The sequence below is a fragment of the Asticcacaulis sp. genome, assembly GCF_035497195.1.
Classification (GTDB): Bacteria; Pseudomonadota; Alphaproteobacteria; order Caulobacterales; family Caulobacteraceae; genus Asticcacaulis.
Genome location: NZ_DATJDZ010000018.1, coordinates 147,415 through 171,155 on the forward strand (window position 1 = coordinate 147,415; position 23,741 = coordinate 171,155).

Annotated in this window: 25 protein-coding genes; 4 read left to right on the forward strand and 21 right to left on the reverse strand. The window is 60.2% G+C overall.

The window, feature by feature from the left end; translation table 11 throughout:
• Nucleotides 1–122: 122 nt before the first annotated feature.
• Nucleotides 123–521, reverse strand: a complete 399-nt coding sequence (locus VL130_RS10765) for a hypothetical protein (protein WP_325362888.1) — start codon at nt 519–521, stop codon at nt 123–125.
• Between the two features lie 241 nt (nt 522–762).
• Between VL130_RS10765 and VL130_RS10770 the strand changes: the two genes are divergently transcribed.
• Nucleotides 763–939: a hypothetical protein gene (locus tag VL130_RS10770; protein ID WP_325362889.1), complete on the forward strand. Its 177-nt coding sequence runs from the start codon at nt 763–765 to the stop codon at nt 937–939.
• Between the two features lie 433 nt (nt 940–1,372).
• Here the strand turns inward: VL130_RS10770 and VL130_RS10775 are convergent, their stop codons facing one another.
• Genes VL130_RS10775 through VL130_RS10785 form a run of 3 tightly spaced genes read right to left on the reverse strand, consistent with a single transcriptional unit; the run spans nt 1,373 to nt 4,700 of the window.
• Entirely contained in the window at nt 1,373–1,969 is a 597-nt protein-coding gene (locus VL130_RS10775; RefSeq protein ID WP_325362890.1) for a hypothetical protein, read from the reverse strand.
• 2 nt (nt 1,970–1,971) lie between these two features.
• Nucleotides 1,972–2,655, reverse strand: coding sequence for a HupE/UreJ family protein (locus tag VL130_RS10780; RefSeq protein WP_325362891.1), 684 nt, complete (start codon nt 2,653–2,655; stop codon nt 1,972–1,974).
• 11 nt (nt 2,656–2,666) lie between these two features.
• Nucleotides 2,667–4,700, reverse strand: a complete 2,034-nt coding sequence (locus VL130_RS10785; RefSeq protein ID WP_325362892.1) for a TonB-dependent receptor — start codon at nt 4,698–4,700, stop codon at nt 2,667–2,669.
• 168 nt (nt 4,701–4,868) lie between these two features.
• Between VL130_RS10785 and VL130_RS10790 the strand changes: the two genes are divergently transcribed.
• On the forward strand, nt 4,869–6,125 hold the full coding sequence (locus tag VL130_RS10790) for a hypothetical protein (protein ID WP_325362893.1): 1,257 nt from the start codon (nt 4,869–4,871) through the stop codon (nt 6,123–6,125).
• A gap of 15 nt (nt 6,126–6,140) precedes the next feature.
• On the opposite strand, the gene VL130_RS10795 is transcribed toward VL130_RS10790, so the two are convergent.
• The 14 genes from VL130_RS10795 to VL130_RS10860 all read right to left on the reverse strand — a co-directional run bounded on the left by VL130_RS10795 (nt 6,141) and on the right by VL130_RS10860 (nt 18,532).
• A complete protein-coding gene (locus VL130_RS10795; RefSeq protein WP_325362894.1) occupies nt 6,141–7,115 on the reverse strand; it encodes a 2-dehydropantoate 2-reductase in 975 nt (324 codons plus the stop codon).
• Between the two features lie 34 nt (nt 7,116–7,149).
• Nucleotides 7,150–7,626: a MarR family winged helix-turn-helix transcriptional regulator gene (locus VL130_RS10800; protein WP_325362895.1), complete on the reverse strand. Its 477-nt coding sequence runs from the start codon at nt 7,624–7,626 to the stop codon at nt 7,150–7,152.
• A gap of 11 nt (nt 7,627–7,637) precedes the next feature.
• Entirely contained in the window at nt 7,638–8,000 is a 363-nt protein-coding gene (locus tag VL130_RS10805) for a Rieske (2Fe-2S) protein (RefSeq protein WP_325362896.1), read from the reverse strand.
• A gap of 1 nt (nt 8,001) precedes the next feature.
• Nucleotides 8,002–8,652, reverse strand: coding sequence for a maleylacetoacetate isomerase (gene maiA, locus VL130_RS10810; protein ID WP_325362897.1), 651 nt, complete (start codon nt 8,650–8,652; stop codon nt 8,002–8,004).
• Nucleotides 8,649–9,953, reverse strand: coding sequence for a fumarylacetoacetase (gene fahA, locus VL130_RS10815; RefSeq protein WP_325362898.1), 1,305 nt, complete (start codon nt 9,951–9,953; stop codon nt 8,649–8,651). Before fahA ends, maiA begins: the two co-directional genes overlap by 4 nt.
• Nucleotides 9,950–11,242, reverse strand: a complete 1,293-nt coding sequence (gene hmgA / locus VL130_RS10820; RefSeq protein ID WP_414636258.1) for a homogentisate 1,2-dioxygenase — start codon at nt 11,240–11,242, stop codon at nt 9,950–9,952. Before hmgA ends, fahA begins: the two co-directional genes overlap by 4 nt.
• Before the next feature lie 53 nt (nt 11,243–11,295).
• Complete coding sequence (gene hppD, locus VL130_RS10825; protein WP_325362899.1) at nt 11,296–12,354, reverse strand: 4-hydroxyphenylpyruvate dioxygenase; 1,059 nt, start codon at nt 12,352–12,354, stop codon at nt 11,296–11,298.
• A gap of 78 nt (nt 12,355–12,432) precedes the next feature.
• Nucleotides 12,433–12,936 carry a DUF6644 family protein gene (locus VL130_RS10830; protein WP_325362900.1) on the reverse strand — a complete coding sequence of 168 codons (504 nt, stop codon included), beginning with the start codon at nt 12,934–12,936 and terminating at the stop codon, nt 12,433–12,435.
• 14 nt (nt 12,937–12,950) lie between these two features.
• Nucleotides 12,951–13,415, reverse strand: a complete 465-nt coding sequence (locus VL130_RS10835) for a hypothetical protein (protein WP_325362901.1) — start codon at nt 13,413–13,415, stop codon at nt 12,951–12,953.
• A gap of 75 nt (nt 13,416–13,490) precedes the next feature.
• Nucleotides 13,491–14,831, reverse strand: coding sequence for an MFS transporter (locus VL130_RS10840; protein WP_325362902.1), 1,341 nt, complete (start codon nt 14,829–14,831; stop codon nt 13,491–13,493).
• 37 nt (nt 14,832–14,868) lie between these two features.
• Entirely contained in the window at nt 14,869–16,911 is a 2,043-nt protein-coding gene (locus VL130_RS10845) for a PHB depolymerase family esterase (RefSeq protein ID WP_325362903.1), read from the reverse strand.
• Between the two features lie 68 nt (nt 16,912–16,979).
• Nucleotides 16,980–17,273: a hypothetical protein gene (locus tag VL130_RS10850; RefSeq protein WP_325362904.1), complete on the reverse strand. Its 294-nt coding sequence runs from the start codon at nt 17,271–17,273 to the stop codon at nt 16,980–16,982.
• A 23-nt stretch (nt 17,274–17,296) separates the two neighbouring features.
• The gene (locus VL130_RS10855) at nt 17,297–18,043 is read right to left on the reverse strand and encodes a hypothetical protein (protein WP_325362905.1); all 747 of its coding nucleotides are present in this window, start codon (nt 18,041–18,043) and stop codon (nt 17,297–17,299) included.
• 51 nt (nt 18,044–18,094) lie between these two features.
• On the reverse strand, nt 18,095–18,532 hold the full coding sequence (locus VL130_RS10860; protein WP_325362906.1) for a DUF6152 family protein: 438 nt from the start codon (nt 18,530–18,532) through the stop codon (nt 18,095–18,097).
• A 334-nt stretch (nt 18,533–18,866) separates the two neighbouring features.
• Here VL130_RS10860 and VL130_RS10865 point away from each other — a divergent pair, with 334 nt between their 5' ends.
• Both VL130_RS10865 and VL130_RS10870 read left to right on the forward strand, forming a co-directional pair.
• Nucleotides 18,867–19,598, forward strand: a complete 732-nt coding sequence (locus tag VL130_RS10865; protein WP_325362907.1) for a response regulator transcription factor — start codon at nt 18,867–18,869, stop codon at nt 19,596–19,598.
• The gene (locus tag VL130_RS10870; protein WP_325362908.1) at nt 19,595–20,968 is read left to right on the forward strand and encodes an ATP-binding protein; all 1,374 of its coding nucleotides are present in this window, start codon (nt 19,595–19,597) and stop codon (nt 20,966–20,968) included. Before VL130_RS10865 ends, VL130_RS10870 begins: the two co-directional genes overlap by 4 nt.
• Here VL130_RS10870 and VL130_RS10875 read toward each other — a convergent pair.
• From VL130_RS10875 to VL130_RS10885, 3 genes are read right to left on the reverse strand one after another with little or no spacing between them, the layout of a single operon-like run.
• Nucleotides 20,965–22,170: a HupE/UreJ family protein gene (locus VL130_RS10875; RefSeq protein WP_325362909.1), complete on the reverse strand. Its 1,206-nt coding sequence runs from the start codon at nt 22,168–22,170 to the stop codon at nt 20,965–20,967. The two genes, VL130_RS10870 and VL130_RS10875, sit on opposite strands and share 4 nt — an antisense overlap.
• Nucleotides 22,170–23,054 (reverse strand): peptidylprolyl isomerase, encoded by an 885-nt coding sequence (locus VL130_RS10880; RefSeq protein ID WP_325362910.1) that lies wholly within the window; start codon nt 23,052–23,054, stop codon nt 22,170–22,172. The genes VL130_RS10875 and VL130_RS10880 overlap by 1 nt, the downstream gene beginning before the upstream one ends.
• Nucleotides 23,051–23,710, reverse strand: coding sequence for a c-type cytochrome (locus tag VL130_RS10885; RefSeq protein WP_325362911.1), 660 nt, complete (start codon nt 23,708–23,710; stop codon nt 23,051–23,053). Before VL130_RS10885 ends, VL130_RS10880 begins: the two co-directional genes overlap by 4 nt.
• Between the last annotated feature and the right edge of the window lie 31 nt (nt 23,711–23,741).

A 23,741-nucleotide genomic window follows, 5' to 3' on the forward strand; every position in this document is an offset into this window, starting at 1 on the left:
AGAGTCCCTCGAAGAAAGCGGTACTGTCCGTGAAACGTTAAACGTTTGAAATGTATCCTCCGATGCGTTGAGAAGCGAAATGCTTTCTGAGGCTCTTGAGAGGCCTTTCGGGTAGGGTGGGCCTAAGTGAGTACCGTTTCCTTTAGAGCGCGTGAAAGCATTCTCATCGCTGCGTCGTATCCGGTCTGGCCGACGATACCTATGTCGTCATAATCATTCGCGAACGCCGTCTGGATCAAGGTCAGCTCGACGCCTTTGAAGTCGCGCGTGACATAATCGTCAGTACTCAGCCAGGTGAGGATGGAGACCGTCCGCGTCAGTTCGGCTTGGTCCTTGTCCGTAACGTCCCGACTTTCCAAACCCTCAGCCATGAGTCTGAGTACGCTCAGTTGGGAGGTAAGCGTGCCCTTAACGCAAGCAATGCCTGATTTACCTTTCGGCACATCGTAATCGTCAAGCGCGCTGTGAAACGCCGCTAATACTTCAACAAATTGATCGACCGTGTGTTTGGTAACCGGCAATTTGAACTCCCCAGACTGAATTTTGATCGGGCTAAAGCGACTCGACGCGGCGCATAAGTGCTGAACAGGGGAAATGTGATTTTCCCTACCGGAATTTACAGTTCCCGCAGGACTCAGGGTGCTGACCTGAGATAACAAATGTGGTAGTACCGACGGCATGTTAGACAGCAATGCCTTCGAATTTGAACACCTTCCGTAGATCGACCAACTGGCAAAGTCACTTGGCGGGATCGCCGAGTGCATGCGGCTAGGCTTCGTTTACGAAAACGAGCAAGGCGTCATCGCATTGTCGTCGGCAGGACTGGGATTCCTGGTCTACGTCAGGGCTCGGGATATCACGTCGGTGGCCGAAGCCTTTGCAGCTGGTTACCAAGCCGCCGCGGAAGAAATTCTGGACTCTGTCGAAGATGCGGATTGAGTGGCATTACGCAGGCATAGATAAAACCGGACAGGGCGCGACCATACAAAGTCGACCAGATCGCGCACGGACACATAGGCCAGCCCGTCAAAAGCCTGAATGAGGGGGCATGATATCAGAATATGATTGGCGCCGAAACGACCTCCAAAAACGCCAAAGGCAACCCGACCGCCCAGGCCCGCTAAGCCTTCAATGATATAGATCGAAACGACGGCAATTATGGGGATGCCAGAGCGGACGGAATAGCGGACTGTGTGGAAAATTGCTCCGGAACAAATGATGACGTTCTCCCTGCCGGCTTCGGACGGCGGAATTGAAGGCGAGTCGATTCGAGTTGTCCGGTAATTCTGATCTGCGTATCTTCCGTATGCAGTCGTTGTCGTTCAAATGGAATTTTGGGGAGGTGCGATATACAAGTTCAGGCGTGACTCAGTCACTTTGCGGAAAGGCTCGCTTCATTACCTGTCAGTCCTGCCGGAATAAGTGCGTAAAAACCGCTGATGCGCAGATGAATGGTTACGGGTCTGGCGGAACTGTTCTGAAAATACCAGCCGTGAACGCCATCGAACGGGGCGATAAGCGCGCCGTTATCGGCGCTGCCGGCTGACTTGCGGTAATAGGCGACAGTCACTGTCTGGCCGAGCGTATGGCCGTGGAATTCACTGTATATATCATCGGGGGTGACGTTTTCCGTTACGCTCCAGCTATAGACCAGGGCTTCACCCTTTCGCATGGCGACCTTGTATTCGACCTCGGAGGCATTGCCGGATTCGTACGTATCAAGTGGAATATCAATGACGTTGCTGCGATAGGGGGGCGTGTAGCTTTGGACGTTGGGCGCTGTCGACTTGTCGGCCGGCTGCGTTTTTTCCGGAACGGCATGCAGTTTGATGGTCCCCGTGGCGCGGCCAATGCCGAGGGGGTCGATGCCGTATTCCGCGGGCAGGACGCCACCGGTCAGGACGACGGCGGCGATAAACAAGGCTCCGGCCGAGAACAGGATGTTCTTTCGTGAAAACAGTATTGTCATGTTTATGCTCCTGAAAAATAACCTGTGAGCTGGGCGCCCGTCAGCACGAGGCCACAGACACAAAGGGTGCCATTGATCCAGCCGGAGAGCCGGTTAGTACCCCGGCCACGCCAAGCTGTGAGGACTGCCAACACCAGTGACAGGGCCAGAAGCTGGCCCAATTCAACGCCCAAGTTGAACGACAGGAGGTTGATGATCAATCCGTCAGCATGTGGGCGCAGCTTTTCGACGCTGGCGGCGAGACCCAGGCCGTGAAACAGGCCGAAGCCAAAAACCACGAGCCGGTTGTCCGGCTGACGACCTAAAAGCGCCTTTACAGCTCCCAGGTTGTCGAGTCCCTTGTAGAGCACAGAAAGGCCGATCACGGCATCCACCAGGAACGGATTGACGCCGGTATGGGTGAGCACGCCGAATAGGAGGGTCAGACTGTGGCCGAGCGAAAAGAGCGACACCAGTACGGCTATGTCGCGGAATCGTTTCAGGTAGAAGACGACGCCCAGCAGGAAAAGCAGATGATCGTACCCGGTGATCATATGTTTGGCGCCAAGATAGAGGAAGGGGAAGGGCGCTGGTCCGACCTGCGCGCGCACAAATGCGGCGTCCGCCCCGCCCACGGCATGCGCCAGAGCGGAGCCAGGCAGGGTGGCCAACAAGATAAGCAGCGCGCAAAGCAGGCCTTTTTTCACTTCGGGTTTCCTCAGAAGGTTATCTTGACGCCGGCCCGCATCATGCGCGGCTCGACCGCGCGGCTATGGATGTCGTCGACACCTTCCGGCGGCTCGCCAGGCAGGCGTGAGGTGTAATAATATTCGACATCCTTGCCATCGGAATCGAGTGCGTTGAGGAGCTCGACGTAGAATTCGTAGCGCCCCGGCGTAAGGGCGGCGCGAAGATTGAGGATCTTGGTCGACTCGGCACGGACGAGATTGTCGTCGGTCAGCGGATGCGGGCCGAGATAACGGTAGCGTGCGCTGGCATTCCATTTGGCGAAAACCGCCGAAACGCCGACCTCGCCGGAGCTTTCGATCGCGCCCGGCACATATTCGTGTCCGGGACTGTCGACATAGCGGGCATGGTTGCGGCTATAGGTGGCGTCGATGGCCAGCCATGGCTTTGGCCGCAGGAAGGCGGTGAATTCGTCGCCGTAACGTGTGCTGGCGACGGAGGGTTCGACCGAACCGGAATCGCCGACATAAAGCAGCTCGCTGTCAACATCCATCCACCAGTGATTGGCGGTCAGGACGAGCTTGCCACGCTCGAAGCGAACGCCCAGTTCCTTGCCGGTTCCCTTGACCAGACCAGGGGCGGGGCTGTCTGGATTGGTTACACCGCGCGCGTCATTGGAGTGGAAGCCCTGGCCCCAGTTGCCATAGAAGGCGAGATATTTCAGCGGCTTGTAAGTCACGTCCAGGCTAGGCGACATGATGGAGTCGTGGGTCTCACCACTCCACGAATCAGGTGACCGGCCCTTAACGGTGAAACCGTAGGCATCGCCGCGCAACCCGCCATAGGCTGAGAACTTCGAGGAGGGAGTCCATTTCACCTCGCTATACAGGGCGCCGGACACTTCTTCGACGGCGAACAGGGTACGGGCTTCATCTCGCACGCCGTCTATCGCGTGATAAAGCCCGACGCGGTTGATATTGTCCCAGCGTCCTTCGGTGCCCACCTTGAGAGTGACGGTATCGCTGAGCGTGAAATCCTTTTCGGCCCGTCCGCCATAGGTCCACAATTTTTCCATCTGGTCGAGTTCGTCGCCATTGACCGGATCATCGAGGAAAAAGGTGAAATTGGACACCATGTCCCAGTCATAGTGCTGGGCATAGGTCATGACGCGGAAACCGGGCCGCTCATAGGCGAGGGTAAATATCTGCCGGTCTGTCCGGCCGCGCAAATTCATATCGAGCGCGCCATAGGTGTCTGCGATCTCATTTCCGATGGCGCGTTCGGGGATCTGCTCAGTCGGCTGCCAGGTAGCGTGGTAGATGGTGGCTGTGGCGCGCAAGGTGCCTTCGCCTAGCGGTTTGACCCATTTGCCGAACAAAGTCAGGTGCCTCAGCTTTTCGGGCAGTTGCCACGGGCCATCATAGGTCTGGGCCTGACCGACCAGGGTAATCGTACTGTCTCCGGCTTTGAATGAACCGCCACCGGCCAGTCGCTTCCAGTCGAAGGCGCCGACGCCGACCGACAGGAAGGGCGTCAGGGAATCGACGGTCGTGGCGCGTGCTTGGCCCACCAGGGCGAAATCCCCTGAATCGGCGCGGTAAGGCCCTTTGCGGTAATCGACCTGTTTGACGGTTTCCGGGATGAGGCTGTTGATGTCGAGATAGCCTTGTCCGTGACCATGGGTGCGGAAGTTCATCGGCACGCCGTCGAGTTCAAAGGAAAAGTCAGTGCCGTGGTCGAGGTTGAAGCCGCGCAGGTAATACTGATTAGCCTTGCCGCTACCGGAATGCTGGGTGACGATCATGCCAGGGACGGATTCCAACAGTTCACCGATGCGCAAAAGCGGCCGGACGGTCAGGTCAGCGCCGGCGATAGTCCCTTCGGAAGCCGCGGTGGCGGTGTTGATCCGGCTTTTGCCGCGCCCGAAAATAATGATGGTCGTGACGGGCGCATCAGCGGCGATGGCAGGCGCCGGAGCCGGAGCCGGAGTCTCTGCAAAGGCGTAACCGGCGAGCGCAAGGCTGGAGACGCTTAAAAGGGCGGCGGTGAGTGTTCTGGACGGCATTATCATCTTCCCTGTTGTCTGTTGAACAAGGCATAGGGCGCCATGAAAGCCGCCGTTAGCGGTTTACGGTGATGTGACGGTTATGTGGGGTTACACGGGGGTTACACACGGATTGCCAGCGACTGATAACTGGCTTATAAAATAAGAAAAAACAGGAAATGCCGCCAGATGACCCCGCCCAGTCCCATGCCGGATTTGACCGAGCGCATGAACGCCGAAATCGCGCGTCTGGAAGCGGCCGCCGTGTTTGGTCGTAGCGGCCGGATGTATGAGCTTTTTCGTTACCTTGCCGACCGCTCAGCCCAGGGCGATCCACCCAAGGAGACGGAGGTGACGCTCGACGTCTTTGGCCGTGATCATCGCGCCGATGGACAGGACGGCATCGCCCGCGTCTATATTCACCGGTTGCGCAAGAAGCTGGAAAGCTATTACGCCGCGCACGACAGTATCGATGACTATACCCTGAGCCTGCCGAAGGGCGAGTATCGCTTCGTGATAGAACGCGTCAATCGGCCTGCACCCGCATTACCGGCGCATGAGTGGTTTCCGGTTCGAAAACTGGCGGAGGTCTGGCCGTGGCTGGCGGGTCTGCTGGTTATCAACCTGTTGATCTGGGGCGCGGTCTGGTATGTCTGGCCGAAAGGCGAGCCGGCGATTGTGGCGGCGCGGCAGAGCGAGGTCTGGCGGCCTATGCTGACAAAAAATCGGCCCCTGTTGATCGTGGTCGGCGACTATTACATGTTCGGCGACTACCAGGGCGGCATGGAACTCAAGCGGCTTGTGCGTGATTTCAGCATCGACTCGAAGAGTGACCTGCTCGACTACCTGACCCAGTACCCCGAAAAGGCCGGCGACTATGCCGATGTGGGCCTGAGCTATTTGCCGACATCGGAAGCCCTGGCCCTGCGCAGTGTCCTGCCTTTGGTGCCGGCCGACCTGCGCATGCATGTTGTGCCATCTTCGGCCCTGACGTCGAACATGATGCAGTACAATAATGTCCTCTACATCGGTCTGACCGGCAGCCTTGGTAAACTGAAAGACAGTGTGTTCAGTCATGGCCGGTTTTCGCTGGGCGAGAACTATGACGAAATCATCGATGGCCAGACGCAAAAACACTATTTCGCTCAAAATCCGTTCGATGAGAAGACTGGCAACCAGACCGGTTATGGGCTGGTTTCGGCGTATCAGGGACCGTCAGGCAGCCGGATTATGGTGGTTGCCGGCACGAATGACGCCGCGTTGACCGCCCTCAGCCGTTTCATTGCCGAGGTTGGCCGCAAGGATATTTTCAGCCGTCAAATCGCGGATAAACCGAACTATGAGGCTCTGTTCGAAGTCAACAGCCGCGATGCCCTGGCGGGGCAGCCGCGCCTGATCGCTCTCAGTCGGCGCGATACCCGCACGATCTGGACAGACAGGAATTGAGCCGTAAATAGCCTGCTATGCAAGGCCATGCGTTCGGGCATAAAGGCGTGTCAGGCCAAGAATCGCGTCGATATTTGGCGTGGCGACGCCCAGGCGCTGACCAATTTCCCGGATGGCGCCTACCAGAGCGTCCAGTTCGAGAGGCCGGCCGGCCTCGGCGTCTTGCAGCATGGAGGTCTTGAATGCACCGAGCCTGGCCGTGACGGCATAGCGGTCTTCGGGTGTCTGCCGGATCGGGCAGTCGATATGTGCGCCGACCGACTTCACCTCCTCCATCATGGCGGAGCAAAAGGTGCGCACCAAGTCATCGCCCATAACGGCGTCCACCGTGGCGCCGGTAAGTGCGGACACCGGGTTGAGGGTGGCGTTACCCCAGAGTTTATACCAGATGTCCTGACGGATTTTATCTGACGCGGTGACATCGAAACCGGCGGAACCGAGTAGACCTGCGACTTGGCTGACCCGGCCTGAAACACTGCCGTCCGGTTCGCCGATAATGAGACCGCTGCCCATCTTGTGCCTTACCAGACCTGGTTCTGAAGTGGCGGCGGTGACATGGACCACGCATCCCAAGACGTTGAGAAACGGGATGAGGTTATCAAGCATGGCGTCAGGATCAACCGATCGCAATGATACGCCGGCGAACCCTGGAACGTCGCGGCAGAACCACCACGGTACGCCGTTCATGGCGGGGAGGACGATCGTGTCCGGCTTCAGGAGCGGCTTGATGGACGCGGCCACCGCAGGCAATGAACCTCCCTTTACGGCGATGACGATCAAATCCTGCGGACCCAGATCCTCGGGCCTGTCGGTGGCGTGGGCTTCGGCCTGAATGAGTTGGTCGTTCTCGATCAGCCGCCAGCCGCAGGTCTGCAAGGCGGTGAGCGTATCACCGCGGGCGAGCGCACTTACATGGCATTTGCCGGCGATGGCCAGGCGGGCGCCCAGGAAGCCGCCGATTGCGCCGGCGCCGATGATCGTGACCTTCATGTCTTAACTCCCAATATTGCCGTTTCACCGATACTTAATGTGTTACGAGAGGGGCAGCATCGCTCCCGAATTGCGCATTGTGCGTGGCGGCTTCCAGTTTGCCCAGCAGGCGCCCAAACAGTTTGATTTCCTCATCCGTCAGGCTTTGCAGAACCAGCGCCTGGAGTTCCCTGGCGCGGGCGGCGATGACCGTGGCCAGTGCTTCGCCATCCGCAGTCAGGATGAGATTATGGGAGCGTCCGTCACTTTCATGTGCAGCACGCTGAATTAGCCGGTGTTTCGCCAGGGTCTGCGCATTGCGCGATACCGTCACCTTGCCGACCCGTATGAGATCGACGAGCGACCTCTGGGTCAGGGGGCCGTGGTGTCTTAAGGCCAGCACGATCCAGATGCTGGCCGGCGACAGGCCTGGCAGATCGGCGAAGTAAAGCGATATCAGCCTGTGGGCAGCGGTATTGGCCAGTTCTATCCGGAATGGCATATAGTCGTCCAGTATCACTTTTGCGGACATGGCTGGGCTCCTTAAGCGGTTACGATGAAGCCGTCGCGGATGGCGACAGGCCATGAATGCAGATGGCTGCCGGCGCAGGGACCCCCGACGCAGTGGCCATTATCGATAGCGAACAATGCGCCGTGCCAGCCGCAGGCGATCAGGTCGCCGCCGGGGGTGAGGTAGTCGTCGAGCGTCCGGGCCAGAGGCAGGCCCATGTGCGGGCAGCGGTCGAGATAGCCCGCCATCCGGCCGTCTCTGTGGACGACAAAGCCATGGAAGTAGCGGCCGCCGATTTCCAGAACGAAATTGCGCGCACCCGGATCGCTGATCTCTTCGACAGGGCACAGGCGGACGCCTGGCGGGGTTTCGGTGAGTTTTTCACTTTCCGCCATCTCAATCGGCGTCCGGCTGGAGGTCGGGATGGGCGGCGGTGAAAGCCGGCAGGGCGCGTGCGTGCGCGGCGGCGGCGCATAGTCTGGGAAAGGCGGTGAGATCGAGGCCGAAGCGTTCCGCCGAGTAAACCTGCGGCACCAGGCAGCAATCGGCGAGCGTCACCGTATCGCCGTAGATGAAAGTGCGGCCATGCTGTTCGATCATCGTTTCAAGAGCGGCGAAGCCGGCGCCTATCCAACGAGCGATCCACGCACTAATCTGTTCAGGTGTTGCGTAAAAATCGTCACGCAAGGCATTCAAAATACGCAGATTATTCAGTGGATGGGTATCGCAGGTGATCACGGCCGCCATGGCGCGAACGACCGCCCGTCCGGCCGCCGATGCGGGTAAAAGCGCCGGCGCGGGGTAGATTTCGTCCAGCCATTCGATGATGGCGGTGCTCTGCGTCAGGATCATCCCGTCGCTCTCCAGAGACGGCACCAGGCCTTGCGGATTGAGGCGCAGGAATGCCTTCGTGTGGTGCATGGCCGTGCGCAGATCAAGCGGTCTTTGCCGGTAGGATACGGCCTTGATATTGAGGGCGATACGCACGCGATAGGAGGCCGTCGATCGCCAGTACCCGTATAGAACAGGATCAAGCGTGTCGGTCATGTGGCGGTTACCGTGCCCTGGCAGTCGCCGAAGCCGATGGATACGAAGCCTGCTGCATGGGCGACACCTGTAATCCGCACCTCGTCGCCGTCTTCGAGAAAGGTACGTGTTTCGCCATTGACCAATGCCACCGACTTTTTACCGCCTTCGCTGATTTCAAGCAGGCTGCCGTAACCGTCCGGGGTCGCCGCCGACAGGGTGCCTGTGCCGAGCAGGTCTCCCGGCTGAAGGTTGCAGCCATTGCTCGTGTGGTGGGTGACGATCTGCGCCGCCGTCCAGTACATATTGTCACGAACCGAATTCCGGCTCAGGCGATGCGGCGGCAGACCTGCGGCGCGCATTTTCGCCGTCGTCAGGGTCAGTTCCAACTCGATGGCGTAAGCGCCAGAGGTTTCGTCGCCGGCGTCCCGCAGGTAATCGAGGGGAGGGGGATCACCTGCAGGACGCGGCGCCTGCGCCAGCCTGAACGGCGCAAGAGCATCAGCCGTGACGATCCACGGCGAGACCGTGCTCATGAAGTTTTTGGACAGGAAAGGACCGAGCGGCTGGTATTCCCAGGCCTGAATATCCCGCGCTGACCAGTCGTTGAGCAGGCACAACCCGGCGATATACCGATCAGCTTCGGCTATGGGGATGGATTCTCCTAGCCCGTTGCCGCCGCCGATCCAGACGCCCAGTTCAAGCTCGTAATCGAGCCGCCGCGACGGACCAAACACGGGCGTCTCGGCGTCCGGCGCCTTTTGCTGGCCATGCGGGCGGCGTACGGGCGCACCGGAAGTGCGAATGGACGACGCTCGGCCATGATAGCCGATCGGGACGTATTTGTAGTTCGGCAGCAAAGGATTGTCGGGCCGGAACAGCTTGCCGACATTGGTGGCGTGATGGATGCCGACATAGAAGTCGGTGTAGTCGCCGATCCGGGCTGGCAGGTGCAGGATGCAGTCGCTGGCGTGGTGCAGGAAAGGCGTCAGGGCCGGGCGATAGGTGCGTCCGGAGAGCAGTTTTGACAACTGACGCCGCAGGACGGTTCGACACTCTGGCGTCAGGGCCAGAAGGGCGTTGAGCGCGCCCTCTGAAAGCGCCTTACTGGCGGGCCCTGCCTCTTCAAGGAGGCCGGCAGCGGCCAGGGCGGTGAGATCGAGCACGTAATCGCCGATGGCGGTGGCGCATCGGCGCGGACCGTCGGGCAGGCTGAAGACGCCGAGCGGCAGGTTCTGGATGGGAAAATTACGATGTCCCTGCGCCGATACAGCCCAGCTTGTCAGGGCGGGATCATGGGTCTCATCAATTGCGGTTGTCATTTAGTGAGGTCGGCTTTCCTGAAGCCTGACCAGCAGGCGTCATAATCGTCTTGAAGCAAGGGGGTTTCCAGCGCCCAGCGCGTTGGGCGGATGACGTGGCGGCTTTCGAACATGAAGGCCATCGTACCTTCGATTTTGTGAGGCTTGAGGTCGGCGGTGATGGCGGCGTCGTAGCTGGCCTGGTCGGGACCGTGGCCGTTCATGCAGTTGTGCAAGCTGGCGCCGCCGGGCGCGAAGCCGCCGGCTTTGGCGTCGTAAGCGCCCTCAATCAGGCCCATGAACTCGCTCATAACATTGCGGTGGAACCACGGCGGGCGAAAGGTGTGCTCGGCCACCATCCAGCGCGGCGGGAAAATGACGAAATCGCAGTTGGCGGTACCGGGCGTGTCAGTCGGGGAGGTCAGGACGGTGAAGATGGACGGATCGGGATGGTCAAAACTAACCGTATTGATGGTGTTGAAGCGCCGCATATCGTAGCGGTAAGGCGACAGGTTGCCATGCCAGGCCACGACGTCGAGCGGCGAATGATCGAGCATCGTCGTCCACAGTCCGCCCTGGAACTTCTGGATCAGTTCGGTAGGCGTGTCCTTGTCTTCAAACCAGGCGACCGGTGTCTCGAAGTCGCGCGGATTGGCCAGGCCGTTGGAGCCGATCGGCCCCAGTTCCGGCAGGCGGAACAGGGCGCCGTAGTTTTCCAGCACATAGCCGCGCGCTGTCCTGTCGAGGAGCTCCACACGGAATTTCACGCCGCGCGGGATGACGGCGATCTGAAGCGGTCCGACGTCGATCATGCCCAGTTCGGTCCACAGCCTCAGGCGTCCATCCTGCGGCACGATCAGCAATTCGCCGTCCGCCGAGAAGAAGACGCGTCCTTCCATCGACCGGTTGGCGGCGTAGGCATGGATGCCAATGCCCGCGTCGGCGCCGACATCGCCGTTGCCGCCGTAGGTGATCAGGCCGTCGACAAAGTCAACCGGTGTCTGCGGCATCTGCACCGGATTCCAACGTAGCCGATTGGGTGAGGGCGGCGCATCGATGAATGGGCCTGACCGCAATAGGCTGTCACGAATATAGGGCGTAAAGGCGCCGTGATTGGCGGCGGGGCGCAGCCGGTAAAGCCAGCTACGCTTGTTCTCGCTGCGGGGCGCCGTGAAAGCCGCGCCGGACAGTTGCTCGGCATAGAGGCCGAACGGCGTCTGTTGCGGACTGTTCTGGCCCACCGGCAGGGCGCCGGTCACGGCCTCGGTAGCGGCGTGCTGGCCGAAGCCTGGCATATAGCCGGCCGGAATCATTTGCGAGCGGACGGCATCGGGGGGGCTGTGCAGAGTCATGGGGGGCCTCCCTAGGACGCAACAGAGATAACGCCACGGCGGATCTGGTCGAGTTCGATCGACTCGAACAGGGCCTGGAAGTTGCCGTTGCCGAAGCCTTCATTGCCCTTGCGCTGGATAATCTCGAAGAAGATCGGCCCGAACAGGTTCTCAGTGAAGATTTGCAACAGGATGCCTTCGTTTTCGACATCGCCGTCGATCAGGATACGGTTGGCCTTCAGGCGGGCGAGGTCTTCGCCATGGCCGGGTACGCGCTTGTCGACCAGCTCGTAGTAGGTCTCAATGGTATCCTGCAAGGCCACGCCGCGAGCCCGTAGTTTCTCCACGGTCGTGAAGATGTCGGGGGTGCTGAGCGCCAGGTGCTGAATGCCTTCGCCCTTATATTCGCGCAGGAACTCCTCGATCTGGCTCTTGTCATCCTGGCTCTCGTTGAGCGGGATGCGGATCGCCCGGTCGGGCGCGATCATGGCCTGCGAGAAAAGACCGGTTGCCTGGCCCTTGATGTCGAAATACTTCTGCTCCTCGAAGCCGAAGATATTGCCGTAGAAGTTGGACCAGGTACGCATCTCACCACGACGCACATTATGTGTCAGGTGATCGAGCAGGTCGAGGCCGACATTCTGGATATCGGATTCAGCCTGCCAGCCCGGAACCTCTTCCCAACTCGCGAAGGAATCATTATCGACGAGATAGAGCAGCGAACCGCCGATGCCCTGAATGACATGAGCGTCCGCGCCGAGTGCGCCACTCGCCGCATCGGCGGGCACGGCGCCCTGAGACAGAGCGTAGGCATAGGCTGCACCGGCATCGGCGACACGAAACGCCATGCCGTTGGCCGAGGGACCGTGAAGCGCGGCAAAATCCGCGCCTTGCCCGGTCGTGCCGGCATTGAGGATGATATTGATACGGCCTTGGCGATAGAGCGTCAGTTGCCGGGCCGGCAGGCGCGCGGCGGCCACGAAGCCGAACTGTTCGAATTGGGCCGCCATGCCTGCCGGATCGGGCGAGGTAAATTCGGCAAATGCAAAACCATTCAGTCCGAGCGGATTTTTATCGGGGATGTGGGTCATGGTTTTTGCCTTTCGTCTGAATGGCTCCTGCGAAGGCAGGCGCCTGTCTTGAGTTTGAAAATGGTGGTTTGCGTTGGGTCACAACATCAGGAAGCCGGCCAGGCGGCCCATGAATACGACCGAGACCCAGAGGAGGAGGGACAGGCCCCCCGCGACGCGCGCCGGCATCGGCGGGGGCAGGGTGCGGTCCCATTGCGCGGCCTTGGAATAGATAAAGAAGTGAAAGATCATCATGTTCAGCCCGGCCAGCGCGATCAGGCAGAACTTGAGCTGGAAGGCCCAGATCACGGCATAGGCGGTGGCCCGGCTCATGAACATGCCGAAGCCGGTGATGGCGGCGATGACGAAGGCGATCCAGGTCCAAGGCACCAGTTCGTCGGCCAAAACGGTGACGGAACGGATCTTCGACGACAGGTCGAGTAGCCGCAGGTCGACCATCATGATGGTGCCGACGACTGTGGTGATGGCGAGGACATGGGTGGTTTCAAGCGCCGGGAACAGCCAAGTGGAAGAACCGATGGTCTGCGACAGGCCGGTGTTTTCAAGCCAGGTCCACAGGTCGCCCAGATTTTTTGTTAGCATGATGTCTACCCCTGTTAAAGATAAGCGATCCAACGGCCGCAGATGGTGATCAGCGCCCAGAGGAAGACGAGAAGAAAACCGAAAATCCGGCCGCCTGTTGACAGTGGTGTCTGACGTTTGAGCAGGATGAGGAAAACGCCGGATAATCCGGTAGCGACAAGAACCAGCGCCATCTTGGTCAGGTAGATGGGATTGCCGAATTCACGCTCCGGCTCGGCCAGGGTCTGGACGCTGCCGGTTAGAACAAGGCCTATCAGCGCGGCGAAAACCCAGACGGCCCGCGCTTTTGCAAAGTCCGCCAGCGGCTGATCGCGGCCCATCACCCCGACCATGCGGGCGCTGATGGCGGCCGCCGAAGCGATGACGATGGCCACGCAAAGAATATGGATTGTTTGCGAAACGGGTATGATCCAGAATTCCGTGCGCAAATAGGTGCTGAACGGACTGGTATAGAGCCTTTCGGAAAAGCCTTGTAACATGAGACCTCCTGAGCGCCCTGAGACGGTGCCTGTATTCCGGAACCGGTCTGCGAGCGTCGTTTATGTAATTTATGGCTATTCGGTTTCGACAGCCGAAGCGGGCGGAGTGATGGCCCTTCGCGGTTTGCGCAGCACGAACACGCCCATGGCGAAGGCCCCCAGCGCCGCGAGAAGCGACACGCCCCCGGCCACCAGGAACAATTGCGAGGCGGTGACGCCCCGTGCGATCAGCAGGCCGCCCAGGATCGGACCGAGAATGGCGCCGATACGTCCGGTGCCGAGCAGCCAGCCCACGCCGGTGGCCCGGATCTCGGTGTCGTAGAAGATGGCGCCGAGCGCGACGAGGCACATCTGGGCGCCGATGGCGAGCGCACCGGCGACGAAGCAGGTCACCAGAAGCAAGGGGGTTGAGTGGGCGCTCAGGCCGACCAGAGCGATAGCGAGCGCGCCGATGGCATAGCCCCAGCCAATCGGACCTGCCGGGCCGTGGCGGTCGGCGAGCCGGCCGATCACCAGGCAGCCGAGGATGGCGCCGAGGTTGAGCGCGGCCACGCCGAGAACGGCGCCCTGCATGCCGACGCCGGCCTGGCGGGCCAGGATCGGCAGCCAGTTGACCAGGAAATAGGCCAGCATCAGGCTGAGCAGGAAGGTAAGCGTGAGGATGAACGTACCCAGCGCCTTATGGCCACGAAACAGGCTCATGATGGACGCCTTGCCGGAGCCGGATGCGCTGTCTTCCTGCGGGTCGGCGTTCATGCGGCGGCGCAGCTTTTCGACACGCGCGTGGTCACCGCGCAGGGCGAGGAAGCGCACGGATTCCGGAATAAGCAGGGCGATGACCGGCAATAACATGAGTGGGACGATACCGCCGAGGTAAAAGAGAATTTCCCAGCCGTGAGCAGGCATCATTTGGGCCGCGACTACACCGCCGATGACCGCGCCCAGCGGAAAGCCGCAGAACATCAATCCCACAATAGTGGCACGGCGATTGGCCGGTGCATATTCCGACGTGACCGCGATCACGCCGGGCAGGGCCCCGCCGAGGCCAAGGCCGGTAATGAAGCGCACCAGCATCAGTTCGTCGAGGTTCGTCGCATATGGTGTGGCGAGGTTGACCACGCCGAACAGCAGGATAGCGACAAGCAGGCTGGGCTTGCGGCCGAAACGATCCGCCGCCGTGCCAAAGATCAACGCGCCGAACAGCGCCCCGAGCAGGCCGCTGGCGAAGACGCCGCCGAACTGCGCGGGTGCGATATTCCAGGCGGCGGCGATATCCGGTGCGGCGAGCGCGACGGATTGTGTGTCGAATCCGTCGATCATCGCCACCACGGCACAAAGCGCAAATGTCGTAATCTGGAAGGCGTTCAGGCGTGCGCCCTGAGCCTTCGCCGTTGTGCCTTGTGTTGACTGTGCCATCATTTCCTCTTGGTTATTCTTGTGATCGATGACAATTTCAGCGCGCGGTGAAGGTCAGGGTGCCGTCTGGATTACGTTGCCACTGCTTGAAGTAATCCCATTCCATCTGGGCCGTGCGCGGATCGCCGCCGTGCGACAGGTCGGTAACCCAGACGAGGTTCAGCAGGTTGAGCGGCTTGGGATCTGCACTCTGATAGGCGCTGATCTGGAAACGGCCATTGGGATAGCGCTTGTCGACACCGGCGCGCACGAGTTTGGCGCCGGGCACGAGCACGTCATAAGACAGGGTGTTGGGGCTGTTGTAAGTGACAATCCCGTCGGCCGTGGTGATGTTGTTGTACGTCTTCATCTCGTTGATCGCGCCGCGCAGCACACCGAGGGCCGGGATTTTGGCGTCGGTGGAACCGCCGCTGTCGACATCGCCGTAGACGATCATCATCGGCAGGCGAATATCGCCCTTGGCCTTGATTTCGGCGACGCGGGCGGTTACCGCGGGCGTCATCGGGCCGATACCGTTATTGGGCGAGACGGCGGCGAAAAGCTGCGGATGGGTGATGCCCATCATATAGCTCATACCGCTGCCGAGCGAAAAGCCCTGCATGTAGACATGGCTCTTGTCGGCGCCGTAGCTTGTCACCATGTCGCCGGCCACCTGTTCGATGAACTGGGCGTCAGGGCCGTCCGGCGTGGTGAAGTCCCAGCGGTTTTGCTGGCCGTTGACATAGACCGTTATGAAGCCTTCCTTTTCGCCGACCTCGTGCATCTTGATCTGGCTCAGATACAGCCATGCGGGGAAAAAGGCGCCGTGGGCCGAGATGACGACCGGGAGGGACTGGCCTTTTTTATAGGTCGAAGGCGTCTTGACGTAATAGGTGTAGGTCTTGCCGGTGATATCGAGCGTGCGCACATCGAAGCTGGCCTTGACCTCGGCCTCGGTCAGCATGGTGCCGAGATCGCCGTTTGGCGAAGAGGTCCAGCGCGCCGTATGGGCGAAGAAGTCGCTCCAGATGGCCGAAGCCATCGTCTTGTCGTACTTGGCGAATTCGGCGACCGCAGTGGTGCGGACCTGTTGCGCCGGATTGGCTGCGTTGCGATAGGTGGTTACCTGGAAGCCGCCTATCGCATTGGTCTGCGGCGTCGCCGCCACCGCATCGCTGCGTTTCCAGTAATCGATAGGTTTGGTTTCGGCCGGATTTGGCGCGCCCGTGGTAAACAGCCAGGCGGCGACCGGAACGTCCTTCTTCAGTTGCTTCCACACCGGAGCGGCATTCTTGCCGCCGCGTAAATTCATGAAATAGCCTTGAGCCGGTTCGTCGCCCTTCGCATAGGCGGCGTCAAAGGGCGCCCCGTCGAGGGTGGCGATGGCAGCGAACACGCCTGGCTGGTCGACGACGAATTCCTGGGCGATAGTCGCACCGGCGCCGGCACCGGTGATGAACTGGAACGGCGCCCAGGTCTGTGCGCGGGGCGCGCGGGGCGCGCCGCCGCCCATGCCGCCCGCCATGCCGGCAGCGGGCACAGCCGGCGCAGCGTTCGGTGCACCTGCGGCCGGACCTGCATTCGGGCCCGCGCCCTGGCCTTCACCGCCACCACGCTGACCGCCGCCCGCACCGCCGGCTGGTCGGCCACCGATCATCAGGTGCGTGATGGCGTGATCGCAGACGGCCTTGACATAGGCCTCTTCGCCGCCGCTGTTGGCCGCCCAGTGTTCACCGTCCGGCTGGAGGAAGACGACGACGAAACCGTTGTCGTCAGCCAGCTTGATCCAGTCGGTCTGACGGGCGAAATCTTCCGCTGTCTGGCCGTCATCCGGCAGGACATAAACGACGAAGTTGAAGGCGTCCGGACGATATTTGGCGGAGACGTGATAGACATAGCTCCGGTCGCGGCCATTGACACTGATCATATTGTGCAACAGGGCCGGGGTCTCGGCGCCGGCCTCAGCCGCCATTATTGGCCCCGATGAAACAAGCGCCAGTGGTGCGGAGATGGAAAGCCCCAACAGGGCCGCCATGGCGATGCGCGAGATGCGGGACGCACCGCTTGATGTTTTGCCTTGACGGCCGCTGAAGTAACGCATGTGAGTCTTCCCAGTAGCAATTGGCCAGTAAGAATTGGCCGGTAAAATATGATCGTTTGCGGGTGTTGTTATGGGCGGTCGCAGAAGGGATCGTCCCCGTTCAACTGCGCCTTGCAGGCGTAACTGATCGAGCGGGTCTTGCCGGTCCACGTGATTTCGGTCTTGGTTTTTCGGATATCGATAATGGTGACGCTTTCCCAGGCCAGGTTGCCGACCGCCAGGCTGGTGGCCTTTTGCAAAACCTCGGTTTCGCTGGGGGTATAGGGCTTAAAGAACATCAGCCGGCTGGTCGTTGCGGACGGCGCGAGTGCGACGGCCACCGCCAGGGTCAGGGCTGTGACGCCAAAACGTTTGGTGTTCATGATCATCTCCTGTTGCGCGGCCATTATTCGCCACCATTACGGGCACCGGCATTGGCCGGGCGGTCGCGGTCATTTTCCTCGCGGTCGTATTCGATGGGTTCCCAGTCGGCGCGTCGGAACCAGACCTTTTCGGTCGTCCACGAACCGGTGAAGGCCTTGGGGTCTTGCACCGTTATTTCATCGACCAGGGTCTTGTAGTCGCGCATGTAGAAGCGCTCTGTGATGTGCAGGGCATCGCTGTGCGGTCCGTTGCCCGGGAGGCGCGTGTCGTCGCGGATACAGCAGGTGTCGACGATGAGCGCGCCATTATCCCAGTGACCGGCCGAATGTCCCTCGGAGCTGGGCAGGGTATCTTCGGTGTGGTCACGGCCGTCGATATAGATGCGGCGGGCCGGCTTGTTCTCCGACATGATGGTCACCTGCATTCGGCTGACCTGTATTTCCATCGGGAACAACATGCTCATATAACCGGGCATGGAATTGAAGGCCGATCCACGCGGTCCCGGCGGGCCGTTCTTGGCGAGATCGGCGTATTCCGCATTATAGGGCGGCACCTGCGGCTGTCCCACGGGAATACGATTGTCCCAGACATTGTCCTGGTCGCGCTCCCAGAGACCATCCCAGTCTGGCAGGCTGGAAAGCTCGGGAATATCGGGCTGACCCTTCGGATAATGGGCTGTTTGCGCCAGGGCGGCACCAGACAGGCTGAGCGCGGCTGACAGGCCCAGCAGGCCGCCGGCGACGGCGCAAATACGGACGCTTCGCTTCACTATAAACTCCTCTCGATTACATCAGGTCGGTCAGGACCGGCACGGGCCTGATCAGTTGGGCGTAATGCCGGAACTGATCGACTTGCCATTCGGTAAAGTGGCGGTCAGGAAAGCGCCGGACTTCTGCCCCGATATCGACGGATATATCGTCACCGAGACCTGATCGCCGACCTTGAAGGTGCTCCGGCCCCAGCCGCGGCGGGCGAGGGTATTCACGCTCGGTCCTTCGATGCTGTATTCAACGTCGCGGCCGCTTTCCTGCACGACAACCTGGAGCCAGCTATGTGGGTTGGTGAATTGCCATTGCTTGACCACACCCTTGACCGTTACTTTCCGCGACTTGTCGAAACCGGCGAAAGAATGGTGCGCGAGCGCCGGAACCGGAGCGAGGCCCGCGACGGCCGTCGCTACGCTGGCCATGGCGATGATCGCCACCGCCGCCATGCGCCGCATACGGGTTTGTGACTTCTTGAGATTATACGCCACCATTTATCCTCCACTGGTGTTGATACGTCTGATCTTAGTCAGGACGATTCAAGTAATTAATTTGAGGATATATTGTATCTGCAATGATCTGAAAACATATTTATTTATATATATTGACATATCAAATGATATCTAAGAATTTATATTTTGATATACTTTGACACATTACGACACAAAGTGCGATTCGATGATTTCGGCGGGATGCCACCTTCCAAAGTCGTTACGTTTGTGCTATTCGTAATGCAAGCACTGCTCAAGACAGTCAAACCAACAAGGAGGACAGGCTACGAACCTTCAGCATTTGGGCGCCGCCGATTTTGCGCCATCAATTGGCCCCTTGCGCCAACAGACAATCCTGATCGTCGACGATGATGTCGACATTTCAACCCTGGTTGCCGAACAACTGCGGCAGGCGGGTTACGCCGTCGTACTTGCCGGTGACGGCCGGGCCATGCGCGCTGCCATCGCCGCCCATGATATCGATCTTATCATTCTTGATCTCAACCTGCCGGGGGAGGACGGGTTGTCGCTTTGCCGCGAAACCCGCAGCCGGCGCGACATTCCGATCATCATGCTGACCGCCCGTGGCGAAGCCATCGATCGCGTCATCGGTCTGGAAGTCGGCGCCGATGATTATATCGCCAAGCCGTTCGAGCCGCGCGAACTGACGGCGCGTGTACGCAGCGTTATCCGCCGCACCTGTTCGCCGCGGAAAGCGGCGGAATTTCCACGGGTAAAACGCGCGATCTTTCGCAACTGGACGCTCGATTTCGAGAACCGCAGGCTGGTAACGGGCAACGGACAGGCCGTCCTGTTGTCAGGGAGCGAATACAGTCTGCTCAAATTCATGCTGGAGCACGCCAATGAGGTGCTGACCCGCGAGCAAATTCTCACCCTGACCTCCGACCCCGAAGACGAGGAAATGGCCACGCACTCTCTGCAACGGGTCGCCGATTTGCAAATCAGCCGCTTGCGACAGAAGCTCAACGATAACGCCAGGGCCTCCGAACTCATTATGACGATTCGCGGGCAGGGTTACGTCCTTGCGGCGGCGGTCGTTTTTGAATGAAATTTCGCGGCTATTTCGACACGATGGCGGGGCGGCTTTTCGTCTTTCTGCTCATCAGCGTTGTCGGGGCTGCGGCCCTGGCTTTTTCGCTGGCGGATGTCCAGCGCCAAAAGGATCTGTATCGCGTTCGCTTTGAACGCCTGACCGATCGCATGAGCGACTTTCTGCTGCTGGCCGATCGTGCGTCGGTGCCTCTGAGAAAAGAACTGTTGTCAAATGGCGTGACCGGGATACGGCAGGCGAGCGGCACGGAGCGTATCGAGACAGTTGATGCCGAGTTGACCACCGGCCTGACAGCGCGTACCGCAAAAGCTGTGCGCGCGGAGCGGGCGATTCCGAAGTCATGTTTTACGCCACCGAACTTATCACCTGCCAAGGATGAGTTTGCGTGCTGGATCGTTTCCACGCAACTGACGGATGGGCATATGATCCGGTTACAGGTGCGGGCGCATATTAAGGGCGACCCATATAATCTGAATCCGTTCTTTGCCCTGATCGTTGTTGCCACGCTTGCGGTGCTCGCCTTCATAGCGGCGCGCATGGCGGCCGAACCGCTGGGCAATCTGGCCCGGGCCGCGCAAGCGCTAGGCAGTGACCTTGATCGCAGCCCTCTGCCCGAACATGGACCCTATGAGGTGCGTGAAGCGGCCCGCGCCTTCAATTCCATGCAGACCAAGCTACGCATCTATCTTGTCGATCGCACGCAACTGCTCGCCTCGATTACGCACGATCTCCAGACACCGATGACGCGGCTGCGGCTGCGGCTGGAAAAAGTCTCCGACGCCGCTTTGCGCAGCCGTCTGGTTGATGATCTCGGTACGATGCAGGCCTTGATCCGTGAGGGACTCGATTATGCCCGCAGCGTCGAAACCAATGAGTTGCCTGTCAGTTTCTCGCTGGACCAGTTGCTTGATCTTGTTGTTGAGGATGCGGCCGAAGGCGGCCAGGCGGTTACCTTTATCAGGCGCTGTAACTGTACGGTCGAGGCGCGGCCGCGCGCCTTGCAGCGTTGCCTGGCCAATCTGCTCGATAATGCCGTCAAATACGGCGGCAGCGTTCAGGTGTCGGCGCAGAAAGCAGGGCAGGCCATCGAGATTCGTATCCGGGACAACGGGCCCGGCATCCCCGCCGAAAAACTGGAGCAGGCGTTCGAGCCCTTCGTGCGCTTGCAGACCGGCGAAGGAGCGCCGGTGGAAGGGATCGGCCTCGGCCTGGCCATCGCCCGGATGCTCGCCCAGAAGAATGGCGCGACCCTTACGTTGACCAATCATCCGGAGGGTGGTCTTGAGGCGTGCCTGAGACTGCCCAAGGGACACGAACAAAAGATGGCAAAGCCGAAAACTGCTGCGGTAAAGGCAGTAAGCGTCTAGCCGCTGATAAAGCTGCGGCCGATGAACCAGAACATGCCGATGCCGACGAGGCCGCTGGCCACAAGGTCAACGGTGATTGGGCGCGGCGTGGCGAGTTTCAGCCGGCGCAGCAGCGCCACCAGGCCGACAATGCATAGCACCACGCTGATCTGGCCGATTTCGACGCCGAGATTGAAGCCCACCAGTATTTCAGCCAGCTTTTCCACGGGGAGGCGGTCTTTCAGCAGGTCGCTGGCAAAGCCGAAGCCGTGGACGAGGCCGAAGATCAACGTAACGACAAGCCGCAGACGGCCCATGTCATGCACGACGCCTGAAATCATCAGATAGCAGACGGTAAACAGGGCCGCGCCCAACAGCAGCAGCGGCGGCAGCATACCTATGCCCATCATTCGCAAGATCCATATCGCCATCAGGACCGCGCCCGCGGCCAGCGCCACGCGGACGGGATTTTTCTGGGTCAGGACGATGCTCTCAACCCCGACAAGGGCGATGGTGAGAGCCACCAGAGCGTCGATGAATTCGGCATGGGGGCGTATCACGCCTGTCACGGCCAGGGCCAGGGTCAGGCTGTGACCGATGGTAAAGCCGGTGACGATGAACAGCAGGTCTTTCAGGCGGCGCGCCAGCAGGACCAGTCCCAGCAGAAAGGACATATGATCGACACCGGTAAAGATGTGCATGATCCCCATGCCGATGAACTGTACGAAACCGGCGGCACGAAATTCGTTGCCACTCTGGGCATCGGCGTTGATCGACCGCACGTCAGAAGTGAACAGTTGTTCGACAAAATCGCCGTTAGCCAACTGTATTTCGGCAAAATCGACATGGGTCGGGATATGCTCGAAAAGGCCGGAAAAGTGCAGGTTCAGCGCTTTTGTGGTCGGACAGTCGAAAATATACTCGGCGCGCAGGAAACCGGGATTGGCGGCGACCATGCGCGGCGTGACGGCTGCCGGGCAAGGCGTCTCGCCGATGGTGGCGCCGAGGTGATGTGCGAAATAGTCGAGGAAAAAGGCCTTCGACGGCAGTTCACCATGCACGGTCAGGCGTCTGGCTTCCAGTTCAGGCACGTCCACATCCACCTGGATCATCGCGCCGTTGATGGTCCAGTTCGTGTGGGATTCGCTGCGTGTGTGTGCGGCGGCGGGACCGGCGAGCGCCGCCAGCAACAGCCCGAAGGCGATCATCCAGCGGGTCAGCATTATTCGGCCCCTTTGGCGTAGAGGATGTCCGCCCGCTTGCGCAGGAAGCCTTCGGCGGCGGTATGCAGCCGTGCGGCCTTGTCCTCGCGGACATCCTGTAAAACCTTGTCCTTGAGCGTATCGTAAGGGCGCTCGACCGGCGGGCTGTTCCGGCGCATGACCAGGACGTGCCAGCCGTCTTCGGCCTGGACGGGATCGGAGACTTGGCCGTCCTTCAGGTCGCGGGCCACAGTGAACAGGGGCTTGCCGAGATGCGCTTCCGCCGCGAAATAGTATTCGCTTCCATCGGTCATGCGGCTGCCCGGTTTGAGACCCATGGCGATGATTGCCTGAGAGGGCTGGCCGGCGCGCAGGGCGGTGGTGGCGGCCTGTGCTTTCGAAGCATCCGGCGCGACATAATCGTCGAGGTCGATCGTGCCTTCGGAAGAGTATTTATCGGGATGCGCTTTATAGAAGGCCAGGAGTTCGCTGCTATCGACGGGGGCGGCGATGGCGTTTACGGTCTGCTGCCCCTCGACCGCTGCGACCAGGGCCGACCGCACTTCGATGACATCATTCTGCATCCCCAGTTCGACACCGCGCTGGACATAGATTTCCTCGCGGATCATGCTGGCCAACACACCCTTGCGTTGCTGCCGTGACGTCTGGGACAGTGACACGCCATACAGGTCACGTACCTGGGTTTCGTAATCGCTGACCAGGATCGGCACGCCGTTCACCAGCGCGATATCTTCCGGCGGCACGTGCGACGTTCGTGTGCCCTGCGCCGTAAACAGGCCCATTCCGGCGAGACCAAGCCCGGCAACGGCGCCGATAGCGCAGAGGATAAGCGAGCGCCTGGAATCTGGCGCAAGCGCGGATGAGGGAGACTGAGCCGGTTTCATTGTGTGTTCTTCTCTCCCGCACGTGACAGCGAAGCGACGTAGAGCGCTACGGTCCGCGTTTCCAGGGGTGTCAGTTGGGTATTGAAGGCCGGCATCTGACCGCCACGTCCGTAACTGATTGAATTTTTGATGGATTGAGCACTGCCATCGCCATGCAGCCAGATGCCGTCGGTCAGGTTTGGGGCGCCGATGGCGCTGTCGCCGCCGGCATCCATGGTGTGGCAGTCCCAGCAGCCTTTGTCGCGGTACGTGGCCCGTCCGCGTTCCGCGGCGGCCAGTTCCGCATCCTGATGGCTGATGCGGCGGATATAGGCGGTCAGGTCATCGATATCGCCGGGCGACAAGGAGGGGATTTCATATTTGCTGTAGGGATGCGGCGTTGCATAGGCGGGCATCGAGGCCAAATCCCAGCCGCGACTGTTACCGGAACGGATACCGTAGCGGATGGTCTGCTCGATTTCGATGACATGGCCGTCGCCGTAAAGGAAGTCCCTATCGGTCAGGTTGGGTGCCCCGATGGCCGGTTCGCCGTGCGCATTGGCCCCGTGGCAGGCAGCGCAGTTTTTGCGGAATACCGCCTGGCCGCTGCGGATGGCGCTCGCCGACACGTCCGGCAGGTTCTCCAGGTTTTCGGGGTCGGTTTGAAACAAGGCCACGCTCAGCTCATGCCGGGACCAAAAAAAAGCG